The sequence below is a fragment of the Sphingobacterium lactis genome (assembly GCF_051951495.1).
Lineage (GTDB): Bacteria > Bacteroidota > Bacteroidia > Sphingobacteriales > Sphingobacteriaceae > Sphingobacterium > Sphingobacterium lactis_A.
Genome location: NZ_JBNHAS010000001.1, coordinates 1,126,716 through 1,139,447, shown reverse-complemented (window position 1 = coordinate 1,139,447; position 12,732 = coordinate 1,126,716). Strand labels below are relative to the sequence as shown.

Sequence of the window (12,732 nt, the reverse complement as noted above, 5' to 3'; positions counted from 1 at the left end):
GGTTCAAATAATTTATAGCTTTGAATGCTTTTCAAACAAAATATGTTTTAGAAGCTAAACAGTATTATTTTTCATAGTTAATTTCCCAATGCAGAAGGCAACATTCGCATACGATTCCACAAAAACGGCTTACCCAATTCTTTTAGCCATTTGCTTAGCCCACCTTTCAAACGATTTAATTCAAGCCATTATTCCAGCATCTTATCCGATCCTGAAAGAGAACTTCCATTTGAATTATGCGCAGATAGGTGTTATTACTTTATGTTTTCAATTGGCATCTTCTTTATTGCAGCCAGTGGTAGGTGCTTATACCGATAAGCATCCGCAGCCATATTCGCAGATCATAGGGATGATGTTTAGCTTTTTTGGGGTGATTGCTTTAGCCTATGCTAACAATTATGCTTCCGTATTATTTTCGGTCACTATGGTTGGGATTGGTTCTTCAATATTCCATCCTGAGTCTTCTCGGGTAGCTTACCTATCATCCGGTGGAAAGCGCAGTTTAGCACAGTCAATCTTCCAAATTGGAGGAAATACCGGGGCAGCATTAGCACCTTTGTTATTAGCTTGGATCGTATTGCCAAATGGGCAAAAGTATATTATCTGGTTTTTGGCGGTTGTGGTTATTGCACAATTAATCTTAGGCTATATAGCAACCTGGTACAAAAAGGTATTGCATGCCCAAAGGGGACAGGCTAAAAAGGCTATTCGCATACCAGATCTTTCTTCATCAAGAGTAGCCATATCCATAGGAATTCTATTGTTATTAATATTTTCTAAATATATCTATATCGCTAGCATAACCAGTTATTTACAATTTTACATGATGCAGAAATTTGGTATTACTGAGGTTGGTGCGCAGGTTTACTTGTTCTATTTCCTAATCGCAATTGCCTTAGGGACATTAATTGGTGGTGCGCTGGGCGATGTTTTGGGAAGAAAGTACATCATTTGGCTTTCGGTACTAGGTTGTGCTCCCTTTACCTTATTGCTTCCATTTGCCAATTTATTTTGGACTGCTATATTGGTGTCCATTATAGGCTTTATTATGGCATCCGCTTTTCCATCGATTTTGGTGTATGCTCAGGAATTATTGCCTAAGAAAATAGGAATGGTTTCTGGCTTGTTCTATGGCTTTGCCTTTGGAATGGGTGGAATAGGAGCTGCCATGTTAGGTTGGTGGGCGGATCAGACCTCATTGACCAATATCTATAATGTTTGTTCCTATTTGCCACTGATAGGCATTATTGCTTATTTCTTGCCAAATATGAAGAAGATTAATTTCAGGACAGAATAAGCCTATTGAAGTTGAGCCAACCAAATACATGCATTTCCACAATCTGGATCTTGCATTTTTTGTTGGATGATTTGAAACCCATGTTCTTCCAATAAGGATTGGTATTTTTCAGGAGATAGGGAAGCATGGTAAACCTGTTCTCCATCCAGTGTACCCCAAGCTTCACCAGCATCTGGTCCTGCTGTAAACAAAAGGAAACCTTCAGGTTTAAGATGTATTTTGAAAATTGGAAACATCTTAATCTGATCATCTTGATTTAAGTGAAAGAAGCTATGCCAAGCGATTAAGGCATCATATTTTCGATCTAGGTCTAACTTTCGCATATCTTCCAAGATAAATTCGGTATCAGGAAAGTTTGCTATTGCTATATCCAAGATTGCTTTACTGGCATCAACGGCAGTTACTTGCATATCATGCTCCAGGAGGTAGGAAAGGATAGGTTTTCCAGTGCCGCAGCCTAAATCTAATACATGACTTTGTTTTGGAATGGATTGTATAATATAATCTAAATACGCTTTTTCCATAAGGTCTTGCCCTCGGTTTTTATCAAACCAAGAGGCAATCTTATCATATACCTTAAATACATTTTGCGTTTCTTTCATTTCGAAGAGTGCTTACTTGAAAGATAAGCTTACTTTGCTGAATCCCAATGCTTCAATTAGTGGTTTAAAGACGTGCATAGCATTATTCTGCGTCTGTTGTAGAATATCTGAATTCTTCACCTGTCTATGTATTTCTTCTTCAGCAGCTTTGTATGCTTCATCTACCAAAGTTGCCTCCCTAAAAAAGGCCATTTTCGTATCATAAACCTTAGAATCCTTATGATCTATTTTCACATAACAAATTTCTGGTTTTGGAAGTGTAATGGAAACAGAATCTCCTGACACTTTGACATCTGTACTATCTAATTTGGTCAAGTCTATACATCCCACCGCATCCGCCTTAATAATTAAGAGGACACTAGCTTCTGGTAAATATGCTGTTATGTTTTTGTGTTCAACGACATCCGATAATCGGTATTTAACAAGCTCTAACTTGCCCATAGCCTCTATACGCTCAATTAATACCTGATGCCTGGTGTCTACTGTTGTTCCAGGTTTAATACGATCCCATACAAACCAAGTGACACCAATGATGATAGCCAAGGTCAATAAAATTTTAAGTAATTTTCCCATAAATTTATTATTCTCAAAATATAGACCATTCTCGACATATTTTGTCAAGTCCATGTAAGTGTATTTCTTAAATGATTATATTCGGATGATATTTCTTGTAAAAATGATATATCATTTCACACTGAACAAAATTAGTATATGATTCAAAATATCTTGCCGGCCTGGAGAATTCAACTCTTCCTGATCGTCCTTATGTTGTTTTATGGGACAGCTACTGTTAAGGGACAAGAAATCGAACAGATCAGTAATGCATACGCTGTTGATCGTGTTCCAAATCCAAAAGATCAAGGTCAAGATAATTTTGTATCTAACCCAGATGGTATTTTAAATTCATACACGGTCCAAGAATTAAATACCATATGTCAAAACATAGAGAAGCATTCAGGGGCAGAATTTGCCCTAGTAGTGGTCAATAATTACGACGGAGATGATGATTTCACCTTTGCTTATGATCTATTTAATCATTGGGGAATAGGTAAAAAGGAATCGAATTCAGGTTTGCTTTTGTTTGTAGCCAAAGATAGGCGAGAATACCGATTTATTACAGGATATGGATTAGAATCCTTATTGACAGATGCTCAGTTAAAGCGTGTTGGAGAGAACTATTTAGTTCCTTATTTCCAGGACGGGGAATATAGTGAGGGCGTGTTGGCGTTGGCAAAAGTTATTGAAAGGGTTTTAACTTCTGATGATGCAGCCAAAGAACTGGAATCTTTTGCACCAGCAAAGAAATCATTTTTTTCTTTAAAGAATGATAACTTCTCGAATTCACTTATCGTGCTTTCGATCCTGCTCTGTATTTATCTGTATGTTCATTTTGTTGGAAACAGTATTTTAAATGAATATCAACATATAGGATTGATTAAGCCGGTGCTTTATGGAATGGGTTGTATGCTGCTGCTGATGTTCGTGTCCGTATTTGTCTTTGCTTTTATATTTAATAATATTGAAGATGTTTATCAATCGAAGAATCTTCCGTACTTCATATTTGCTTTTGGATCTGTGGTAATTGCTATTAAGATTACGCTCATCCGAGAGCGGATAATGAAAGAAACACGTGATGAGGAGGATAAACAAAAGTTGTTGCGAAAGTTATTAGGCCGGATGATAGTGCCCATTCTCTTATCTCCAATTGCTTGGATAGATCTTGGTATAATTGGTACCCGCATGTTTCAAAATTCAAAGCGTTTCAGTCCGCCAGATTCTTCTGGGGATTGGGTTCGCATGAATAGGCTAAAGGATGCTGCTATAGTAAAGAGTGTACTGGAGGCTGGAAACAAAACGGAGGAGCGCGTAGGGTCACGGAGATATGAAGTCTGGAAAAATAACAAAACCGGGAAGTTTGAATTAGTGCCTTGGGAAGTGAGCCGTTCCTTTTCAGTATGTCCTCAATGTGGGTTTTATACCCTAAAAGTGAATGATACGAAAACCATTAACCGTCCAACTTATTCCAGTGAAGGAAAAGGCGAGCGATTTGATAAGTGTTCCCATTGTTCCTATTACTTACATAAAGGCTACTTTAGTATAGCCAAGAAAACCCGTTCTTCCAGCAGTAGTTCCGGTGGTGGTAGCTCTTCAGGAGGAGGTGGTTCATCATCCGGAGGAGGAAGTTTCGGTGGTGGTAGTTCTGGTGGAGGTGGAGCAGGTGGTCGCTGGTAGGCAATCCGCTTGCTAATGCTATACTATAGTTCCAATAGAAATTCCGTTAAATTCTTGCTCGTTGGTAAGGCCAGTTTCTTTCTTAATCGGTATCTACGAATTTCCACGCCACGAGTACTGATATTTAATAGAGAAGCTATTTCCTTACTCGACATATTCAAGCGTAAGTAAGCACATAGTTTAAGATCATTTGGAACCAATTCTGGATAATCTGTTTTAAGCTTTTTAAAGAAATTCTCATGTGCTTCATTGAAGCTTTTTTCAAATAGATCCCAATCTCGATCATCCGAATGTGCCTCATCTATTAGTTTATTTACTTTACGTAATTGCTCGTTGCTTAGCTTGTTACCATTTGAATCATTCAGGTTTGTCAACTCATGGTGTAGGTTGTTTAACATCTCATTTTTGTAGACGATGTTCATGGCCGCATTGGCAAGCTCACGGTTTTTAATTTCTAATTCTTGCTCGAGTTGTTGGTTTTTTAAAGCCATTAATTTTCGTTCATTCTCTTCGGCTTCCCGAGCCATGCGTTCTTCATGCTCAGCCAATATTTTGTCTTTGATCTTTCGTTGATGCTCCAATAAGCGGCGTTCATAATTCTTTCTAAATAGATATACTAATGCTAGAGCCAATAGAATATATAGGATAATCATTGGCCAGGAGAAGTACCAAGGTGCTTGTATACGAAAGGTAAATGAGCTGATTTCTGATTGTATTCCATTGGCAGTCATGGCTCGTACCTTGAAGGTGTATTTGCCAAAGGGTAAATTCGTGAAATCGCGATAAGCAACTTGATCCCAAGTTGACCATTCATCTGTATAACCTTCCAGCAAATATTGATATTGAACGGGAGCAGAGGAGTACCAAGGCGAGGCAAAGGCTATTCGGATATTATTCTGCGAATTGGGAATTTTCATTTCGTCCACTATCGCTGATGGATCAGAGGTAATATTCCATAAATTGGTAATGATAGGTTTTGGAATCTGTTTGCTTGCAGGATATTGATTGAAATACAAGGCGAATCCATTGTCTAGACCTATTAATGAAAGATCCTTATTGACGTTCAGGATATGCTCATAATTGTTCATCATCCTTCCTTTTAGACTGTTCCAAGAACTGGAATCAATACGAAGATTACCATCATTAGGGAATTCTATTTTGGCAATATGCGATTTCTTAATTAACCAGTATTCTTTATCTTGAATTGGGATTACCTTGTTAGCATTGGAGAAACTACCTAATTTGCTGTTCAATTCATCATAAGCCTTGAATTCATTGGATACATTATCATAGCGGTAAAAGCCCGAGTCAGTGGCAAAAACAGTGTTATTGGCAAGATTGTAAACACCATGTACCCTTGCATCCTTTGGTAGTCCATTGGATAAATCTTTCCATTCTTTGACTTCATCATAATTGGAGCTTAGAATAAGGTTATATACATGCTGTTGGTTTGTAAGCCAAAAGTTGTTTGGACCATCTTGCAGAATTTCTCGAATCGGTTCTTTTCTATTTTGAAATTGCTTTAAGAAAGCAATTTCCTCCTTAGCTTGCATTAAGCCTAATCCGGTATAATTGCCTTGTAACCAATAGTTCGTATTGATTATTTGAAGGAATCTCCAGGCGCCAGTAACATTTGAAATTCGTTTTAAGCTATTGTTTGTTAACTCAAAAGTTCCTGAGTTATGACCAACAATTAGCTTTCCGGCTATATTAGCGAGCTGCCAAACCTGTCCTTGGGAACCTGGGATAATACTAAATTTTAAAGATTGATAATTGGAAACTCCTTTCCAGTCGCTATAAAAGAGACCTTGATTCGTTCCTAAATAGATTCGATTATTATAGATAATGGAGGAATATACAGTTCCTATATTGACTGTAAGATCTGAAAAATAATATAGTGGACTGTTGATGTCAATTCGATCAATCCCATTATCTAAGCCTGCCCATAGATTTGCCTGTTTATCAACGGCCATACTAAGCACCGTGTTGTTTTGTAAGCCATTGTTCTTGTTGATGTGTTGAATAGTTTCCCCTTGACTATTAAGTATGTATATACCATTTTGGATGGTGCCAAATGCATATTGGTCAGAATACAACTTGACAGCATTATTGATTTGAAAACGCTTCAGCTCATCATCTGCTTGAACTGACCAAGAGGAGATTTCTCCTGAAGGATTCATTAGGAATAAGCCATTATTAGCTGTTGCGATTAAGGTTTGATCTTTCCCATAGGGGAGCATACTTAGGATATTTGCTTGCTGGAGTTTAGAGGCATCAGGTATTCGCTGTAATTGTTTTCCGTTCAGTTGATGTAATCCGGAGGGAATCTGCTCAAAATAAATGTTGTTTCTTACCTGGTGACCGAATAGGAAAGGTTCGCCTTGAGCTGTGATAGTTTCTATTTTGCCATTTTGATAACGATAGCTTTTGGAAAAGGCATGGAAATAGATGGCATCTTTATCTATAATAATTCTCCAGATGTCATCATTACGTAGAAGCTCTTTATTCTTTACAGAATCAGATATACTGCTATAATTCATCTTACCGAATTTAGATCGTGTCCAGAATCCAAATTCGCCTGCACCGCCAACATAAATTTTCCCATCTGTATGAACCAATACACTTCTTAAGCTGCTGTGTCTAGGCATGGCGTATAATCGCCATTCTTGTCCATCAAAAGACAATAAACCTTCTGTATTGGCAGCATATACAAAACCTTCAGGGCTAATGGATAAACCCCAGTTTTGATTGCCTGCATGGTAAGCAGATTTATTGTACTGTTGAACAAATGGAGAACCCACTCGAGGAATGTGTTGCGCATAGATTAAACTGCAACATAAGACCAAGATAAAGGTGCTAAGAATGGTTTTTATAAACATAGGTTTTAACTTCCATTCCAAATATAATAAATACTAATTAAGTATATCATGCTGTGTATATGATATATAATGTCTTTGACAAGGAAGCTCTATGTACTTATCTGAAGTAATACTGCTGAAAAAATAGCATATTTGTATATGCTGAAATTCGCAAATGCTAAGATAAACATAGGGCTACATATCACTCGGAAACGTGAGGATGGATATCATGATTTGGAAACAATATTTTATCCAGTAAAGCTTTATGATGTAATAGAAGTAAGAAAGGCTGAGGAACTGGGGCTTTCCATCTGGAATTCTTCACTTGTTGCAGATACTGATAATTTATGTCTGAGAGCCTATAACTTGTTAAAAGCGGATTATGAAATGCCTTTGGTTCATATCGATTTGCTCAAGAATATTCCTATAGGTGCCGGATTAGGAGGTGGTTCTTCCGATGCAACTGCGGTTTTGGGTCTTTTGGATGATATGTTTGAGTTGAAACTATCCATTGAAAAGCTAAAGGAATATGCAGCTCAGTTAGGAGCTGATTGTTCTTTCTTTGTTGAAAATAAAGCACAATATGCAGAAGGTATAGGAACTGAGTTAAAGGATATTGAATTGGATCTCTCGGCTTATCATATCGTACTGGTGAAACCAGATATCCATATATCAACCGCAGAAGCTTATCGTGCTGTTATACCTCAAAAACCTGAAATAGACTTGAGGGATGCCGTGCAACTCCCTATACAGGAATGGAAGTATACGATTAGAAATGATTTTGAATTTAGTCTCTTTGAAAAATACCCATTGATTCGGGATATTAAGTCAAAATTATATGAATTGGGAGCAGTCTATGCATCCATGAGTGGCTCGGGCTCTAGTGTTTTTGGGATATTTGAAGATCAAGTTGATTTGAGTGAACTGAATAAATATGCGGAGGTATACCCTGGGACGGAATTATAGTAATAGAATATGAAAAAATTGAAAAGGGCGGTTATGATGAATAACTGCCCTTTTTAAAAATATAACACAAGCTAACTATATAGCTTTTTTCTCTTTTTTGAAGTTTGGTTCACCAAGAATCCAACTTGGCTTTGGTTCTTTCAGTTTGATAACCTTATTCGTATCGGCATATTTATAGATATGATCTACTGCCTCCTGAATATCATCTGTAAATAATAACAGATCTTGATCTTCAGGGCTAATAGTCTTGGCTTCAATCATCAATTCAACATGTTCCTTAATATTTTTATGGTATTCTAAACCCATGATAACAATCGGGAACTGAGATATTTTCTTAGTTTGAATTAAAGTTAAGGTTTCAAATAATTCGTCTAAGGTTCCGAATCCTCCGGGCATAATTACAAATGCGAATGAATATTTACGTAAGAGTTCCTTACGGACAAAGAAATAGTCAATATTGACAAATTTATCCATATATGGATTGTGCATCTGCTCATGAGGTAATACAATATTGCAGCCTACAGATGCACCATCAACATCTTTAGCACCTCTATTGGCGGCCTCCATAATTCCAGGGCCACCACCAGTCATAATGGTAAAGCCAATATCAGCTAATTTAGCTGAAACAGATCGAGCCTGTTTGTAGTAAGGATGGTTTTCATCAAACCTCGCTGAACCAAAGACTGTAACGCATGGTCCCACAAAATGCAGTGTTCGGAAACCTTTCATAAACTGAAAGAAAACACCAAATACATATTTAAGTTCTAAGAGTCGATTTCTAGCTCCTTTAAAAAAGCTAATTTCCTCTCTTACAAATTTGTTACTCATGATTTAATGGACTATTTATTAATTCATTTGCTTCCTGCAAAATGCTGTCTTTTTTATTTCCTGCGACTTGAATGCGATCTAATACTTTTGGGTCCCGAATCAGGTCTTTTACTAAGATACATTGATTCTTTAATAACATGACTTTATCTTGCTGTGTTAGTGTAGTTAAACAGGTAACTGGATATTCACCATTGTTATCCACCCTTGCTTTAATTGAGCTTCCACGAGGGTAGTCCCAGGATAGTAAATTCATCTTATAATAACGACCAAAGTCAATAGAATCACTAGTAAGGTAAGCATTGGTTACTAGCCAGCCAGCTGTAAATTGTCTTTTCTGATTAAAGAAATTATAGTCAATCCCACTGATGTCTTCAAATCGTGATTTAAAGTACATGGGCGTTGTGACCGATATTTTGGCATCTGCGTCATTTCGGAACTTACACTCCATCGCTAAGAATGTATCATCTTTTAAAGCAACGACATCTATTTCATGGGAAACTGCATGACCTTGTACTGTTTGCCCCGTTATTGCTTCAAAACCATCTTCTTGGAACATTCTAGCTACCCACTTTTCAAAATAAAAACCTTCCGGGCCTAATTCACGAAGCGCCTTTTTAAGGCTGTATCTTGCTGCATAGGAGTTTTTCTTTGATTTCAGAGCTGCAAAGGCAAGTTCATAAAGTTCCCGTGTAGTGATACCATCATAAACAGCATCCTTGATGGATTGGTAGACCATTTCAACTTCTTTGTCACTGGCTCCAGAGCGAGTTAAGGAGCGACGAAGGGCGGATTCATCAAAAGGAACTAATTCGCCAGAGTATTTCTTTACTAGCATACGTAGATAAGGGTTTAAACGTGAATGTACAAAAATTAAAAATTTAAGTATTAAAATTTATGTTTTTCACGAAACAAAACTCTAGCCAAAACGTTTATTAGATAACGATTAATATAGATAATTATGAGCGGAATAGTAAATTATGCATTTGATAAGTTGAAAAGCACGTTAGATGAGAATTGTGAAGGAAACAATATCAGCAAATCAGAACGTGTTTTATCCGTAGTAGCGGGAGGTTTTATTCTTGGAATGGGCCTTAAGTCATTACTAAAACGTCCGATGACAGCTATTTCAGGTGTTACCTTAGGTGGCGCATTGATTTATAGAGGTGTCACAGGATATTGTGCTGTTAAAGATACATTTGACAGTAAAAAAGCAGAAGCAACGGTGATTGAACATCGTTATTTTGTTAAATAAAAAAAGCAGCTATTTTATATTAAATCCGGTTCCAATTTTTTTGGGAGCGGATTTTTTTTGTTTTTTAGGTAGTAAATAAATAAAGGTAATATGAAAAAATTGGTGGTATTTACTGGTGCAGGAATTTCAGTTGAAAGTGGATTACCGACTTTTAGGGGCACTGATGGGCTTTGGGAAGGATATCGTGTAGAAGATGTTGCTACGCCTGAGGCTTGGTTGAGAGATCCGAAACTGGTGCAAGAGTTTTATAATCAGAGGAGGTTAGCTTGTATGGAGGCTAAGCCTAATAAGGCGCATATTAAGTTAGCTGAATTGGAAATGGATTTTGATGTGCGGATTATAACGCAAAATATTGACGATTTACATGAACGTGCTGGAAGTACTCATATTTTGCATTTACATGGAGAGATCATGAAATCACAATCCTCCAAAAATGCTGAAATCGTATATGAGCTAGATGGACCAACAATTAATATGGGGGACAATTGTGAATTTGGCTCACAATTAAGGCCGCATGTTGTCTGGTTTGGAGAGGCAGTGCCTAATATGATTCCTGCAACTAAATTATCCAGAGAGGCAGATGTATTTGTAGTAATAGGGACAAGTCTCCAAGTTTACCCGGCAGCAAATCTTCTTTATGAAACTAATCCTTTATGTAAATTGATTTTGATAGACCCGAATGCCGATAATTATAGGGTGCCTCCAAATGTGATCAAAATAGAGGAGTCTGCAACAAAAGGTGTTGATTATTTGGTGGAATTGTTAAGCAAATAATATTTTGTATGTATATTTAAAACACGATATATCAGTAATTTACACTTTTTATGCTAAATATTATATTTATCTGAATGGTTACTACATCTAAAGAAAAACCCCATAAGACAAAATTATATTTTGTCTTATGGGGTTTTGTATTTTTAACAATTAATTGTCAGTAAGTTATGATGCTTATGTCTATTAATTATTGATATTTATTGTAGGTGTCGATTATTGCCTTCCGCATTTGATTAAATAGTTCTAACACCTGATTGATAAATGCTTCATCTAGCATTTCAAAGACTCCGTTAATTCCACCGACAACATCAACTTCAGCTATTTTATAGGATTGTTCCAAGGTTCCTTGTTCAAATTTTATGATGAATTTCTGGTTCATTCCAAAGATGCTGATCTTACAATCAGGATGTGGTAGTTCTGCTAGTACGCGCATAAGATTAAGTATTGAAATAAAAAAAATCCAAGAACACTTACTTTGTTCTTGGATTTCAAAATTATGAAATAATAGCCTATTATACGACTCCTTGGGCTTTCATTGCTTCAGCAACTTTGATAAAGCCTCCGATATTTGCACCTTTCAAATAGTTTATATAGCCATTTGGTTCTTTTCCAAAGCGAACACAAGTTTTATGGATGTTTTCCATAATCAACTTTAAACGATGATCTACTTTTTCAGGAGACCATTGTTGTCCAATAGCATTTTGCGACATTTCTAATCCGGATACCGCTACTCCACCTGCATTTGCTGCTTTTCCGGGACCAAAATGAATCTTTGCCTGTAAGTAGATTTTAATAGCTTCAGCAGTGGAAGGCATATTTGCGCCTTCAGCGACAATCTTACAACCCTGCTCAACCAGTTTCTTAGCATCTTCTGCATTGATCTCATTCTGTGTAGCACATGGTAATGCGATATCACAAGGAAATTGCCAAGGATTCTGCTTATCATGAAAGCTAGAAGAGGCATATTTTGTGGTATAAGCTTTTAAATCGCGACCTAAGCTGCCTAAGTGTTGTAATCTTTCTAAAGTAAATCCTTCAGGATCGTAAATCGTCCCTTGGCTATTGGAAAGGGTAATTACTTTAGCACCCAATTGAATAGCCTTCTCCGCAGCATAATAAGCTACATTTCCTGCACCCGAAATGGAAATGGTTTTGCCTTCAATGCTTTCGTTGTTATAGTCGAGTACACATTGTACAAAATATAATAAACCATAACCTGTAGCTTCTGGACGAATGTATGATCCACCCCAATGTATTCCTTTGCCAGTTAATACACCAGTAAAGTTGTTTTGAAGGCGTTTGTACTGCCCAAATAAATAACCCACCTCACGCGTGCCTACTCCAATATCTCCTGCAGGAACATCTGTTTCTGCACCAATATGTCTTTGTAGCTCGGTCATAAAACTCTGGCAGAAACGCATGATTTCATTGTCAGATTTTCCTTTAGGATCAAAATCTGAACCACCTTTACCACCACCAATAGGTAATCCGGTTAAGCTATTTTTAAAGACTTGTTCAAATGCCAAAAATTTCAATATACTCAGATTAACATCAGGAGCGAAGCGGAGACCTCCTTTGTAAGGTCCTATGGCTGAATTCATTTGCACGCGATATCCACGGTTGACTTGTATTTGGTTGTTATCATCTAACCAAGCCACACGAAATGAAACTACGCGCTCAGGTTCGACCATGCGCTCTAAAATCTTTAAGTCAATAAGATCTTGCCTATGCTCATTAACATACGGAATAAGATCTTCGACTACTTCGGTAACCGCTTGTAAAAATTCTGGTTCACAAGCATTCCTGTGTTCTACTGAATTGATAAAATTTTTAAGGTTTAGGGACATTTATTGAGAATTGTTTATTAATAACCTCACAATATTACAAAAAATATGGTTAAAATCCCAATTTTTTAGTTTTTTA

The 12,732-nt window shown here is 37.0% G+C and carries 12 protein-coding genes; 5 read left to right on the top strand and 7 right to left on the bottom strand.

Annotated elements, in window-relative coordinates:
* Positions 1-88 precede the first annotated feature (88 nt).
* A complete protein-coding gene (locus ACP6L2_RS04860) occupies positions 89-1,297 on the top strand; it encodes an MFS transporter (RefSeq protein WP_440508166.1) in 1,209 nt (402 codons plus the stop codon).
* Positions 1,298-1,299: 2 nt separating this feature from the next.
* Here ACP6L2_RS04860 and ACP6L2_RS04855 read toward each other — a convergent pair whose 3' ends face one another.
* Together ACP6L2_RS04855 and ACP6L2_RS04850 are read right to left on the bottom strand one after the other, a co-directional pair.
* On the bottom strand, positions 1,300-1,899 hold the full coding sequence (locus ACP6L2_RS04855; protein ID WP_440508165.1) for a class I SAM-dependent DNA methyltransferase: 600 nt from the start codon (positions 1,897-1,899) through the stop codon (positions 1,300-1,302).
* 12 nt (positions 1,900-1,911) lie between these two features.
* Positions 1,912-2,526 (bottom strand): DUF4230 domain-containing protein, encoded by a 615-nt coding sequence (locus ACP6L2_RS04850; RefSeq protein ID WP_440508164.1) that lies wholly within the window; start codon positions 2,524-2,526, stop codon positions 1,912-1,914.
* 84 nt (positions 2,527-2,610) lie between these two features.
* On the opposite strand from ACP6L2_RS04850, the gene ACP6L2_RS04845 reads away from it, so the two are divergent.
* Complete coding sequence (locus tag ACP6L2_RS04845) at positions 2,611-4,131, top strand: TPM domain-containing protein (RefSeq protein ID WP_440508163.1); 1,521 nt, start codon at positions 2,611-2,613, stop codon at positions 4,129-4,131.
* Positions 4,132-4,154: 23 nt separating this feature from the next.
* Here ACP6L2_RS04845 and ACP6L2_RS04840 read toward each other — a convergent pair whose 3' ends face one another.
* Positions 4,155-7,010, bottom strand: a complete 2,856-nt coding sequence (locus tag ACP6L2_RS04840) for a triple tyrosine motif-containing protein (protein WP_440508162.1) — start codon at positions 7,008-7,010, stop codon at positions 4,155-4,157.
* A 138-nt stretch (positions 7,011-7,148) separates the two neighbouring features.
* On the opposite strand from ACP6L2_RS04840, the gene ispE reads away from it, so the two are divergent.
* The gene (gene ispE, locus ACP6L2_RS04835; RefSeq protein ID WP_440508161.1) at positions 7,149-7,955 is read left to right on the top strand and encodes a 4-(cytidine 5'-diphospho)-2-C-methyl-D-erythritol kinase; all 807 of its coding nucleotides are present in this window, start codon (positions 7,149-7,151) and stop codon (positions 7,953-7,955) included.
* A gap of 75 nt (positions 7,956-8,030) precedes the next feature.
* Here the strand turns inward: ispE and ACP6L2_RS04830 are convergent, their stop codons facing one another.
* Positions 8,031-8,783 carry a TIGR00730 family Rossman fold protein gene (locus ACP6L2_RS04830; RefSeq protein ID WP_440508160.1) on the bottom strand — a complete coding sequence of 251 codons (753 nt, stop codon included), beginning with the start codon at positions 8,781-8,783 and terminating at the stop codon, positions 8,031-8,033.
* Positions 8,776-9,618 carry an ATP cone domain-containing protein gene (locus ACP6L2_RS04825; protein ID WP_440508159.1) on the bottom strand — a complete coding sequence of 281 codons (843 nt, stop codon included), beginning with the start codon at positions 9,616-9,618 and terminating at the stop codon, positions 8,776-8,778. Before ACP6L2_RS04825 ends, ACP6L2_RS04830 begins: the two co-directional genes overlap by 8 nt.
* Positions 9,619-9,741: 123 nt before the next feature.
* Between ACP6L2_RS04825 and ACP6L2_RS04820 the strand changes: the two genes are divergently transcribed.
* Together ACP6L2_RS04820 and ACP6L2_RS04815 are read left to right on the top strand one after the other, a co-directional pair.
* On the top strand, positions 9,742-10,035 hold the full coding sequence (locus ACP6L2_RS04820) for a YgaP family membrane protein (RefSeq protein ID WP_344674701.1): 294 nt from the start codon (positions 9,742-9,744) through the stop codon (positions 10,033-10,035).
* Between the two features lie 90 nt (positions 10,036-10,125).
* Complete coding sequence (locus ACP6L2_RS04815) at positions 10,126-10,809, top strand: SIR2 family NAD-dependent protein deacylase (protein ID WP_440508158.1); 684 nt, start codon at positions 10,126-10,128, stop codon at positions 10,807-10,809.
* Positions 10,810-10,996: 187 nt separating this feature from the next.
* Here the strand turns inward: ACP6L2_RS04815 and ACP6L2_RS04810 are convergent, their stop codons facing one another.
* Complete coding sequence (locus ACP6L2_RS04810) at positions 10,997-11,242, bottom strand: hypothetical protein (RefSeq protein ID WP_344674703.1); 246 nt, start codon at positions 11,240-11,242, stop codon at positions 10,997-10,999.
* A 79-nt stretch (positions 11,243-11,321) separates the two neighbouring features.
* Positions 11,322-12,656, bottom strand: coding sequence for an NADP-specific glutamate dehydrogenase (gene gdhA, locus ACP6L2_RS04805; protein ID WP_440508157.1), 1,335 nt, complete (start codon positions 12,654-12,656; stop codon positions 11,322-11,324).
* Positions 12,657-12,732 lie beyond the last annotated feature (76 nt).

Bases quoted from the DNA above. Each gene is read 5' to 3' on its own strand.
- ACP6L2_RS04860 (WP_440508166.1), top strand. From the start codon at position 89: ATGCAGAAGGCAACATTCGCATACGATTCCACAAAAACGGCTTACCCA.
- ACP6L2_RS04855 (WP_440508165.1), bottom strand. From the start codon at position 1,899: ATGAAAGAAACGCAAAATGTATTTAAGGTATATGATAAGATTGCCTCT.
- ACP6L2_RS04850 (WP_440508164.1), bottom strand. From the start codon at position 2,526: ATGGACTTGACAAAATATGTCGAGAATGGTCTATATTTTGAGAATAAT.
- ACP6L2_RS04845 (WP_440508163.1), top strand. From the start codon at position 2,611: ATGATTCAAAATATCTTGCCGGCCTGGAGAATTCAACTCTTCCTGATC.
- ACP6L2_RS04840 (WP_440508162.1), bottom strand. From the start codon at position 7,010: ATGTTTATAAAAACCATTCTTAGCACCTTTATCTTGGTCTTATGTTGC.
- ispE (WP_440508161.1), top strand. From the start codon at position 7,149: ATGCTGAAATTCGCAAATGCTAAGATAAACATAGGGCTACATATCACT.
- ACP6L2_RS04830 (WP_440508160.1), bottom strand. From the start codon at position 8,783: ATGAGTAACAAATTTGTAAGAGAGGAAATTAGCTTTTTTAAAGGAGCT.
- ACP6L2_RS04825 (WP_440508159.1), bottom strand. From the start codon at position 9,618: ATGCTAGTAAAGAAATACTCTGGCGAATTAGTTCCTTTTGATGAATCC.
- ACP6L2_RS04820 (WP_344674701.1), top strand. From the start codon at position 9,742: ATGAGCGGAATAGTAAATTATGCATTTGATAAGTTGAAAAGCACGTTA.
- ACP6L2_RS04815 (WP_440508158.1), top strand. From the start codon at position 10,126: ATGAAAAAATTGGTGGTATTTACTGGTGCAGGAATTTCAGTTGAAAGT.
- ACP6L2_RS04810 (WP_344674703.1), bottom strand. From the start codon at position 11,242: ATGCGCGTACTAGCAGAACTACCACATCCTGATTGTAAGATCAGCATC.
- gdhA (WP_440508157.1), bottom strand. From the start codon at position 12,656: ATGTCCCTAAACCTTAAAAATTTTATCAATTCAGTAGAACACAGGAAT.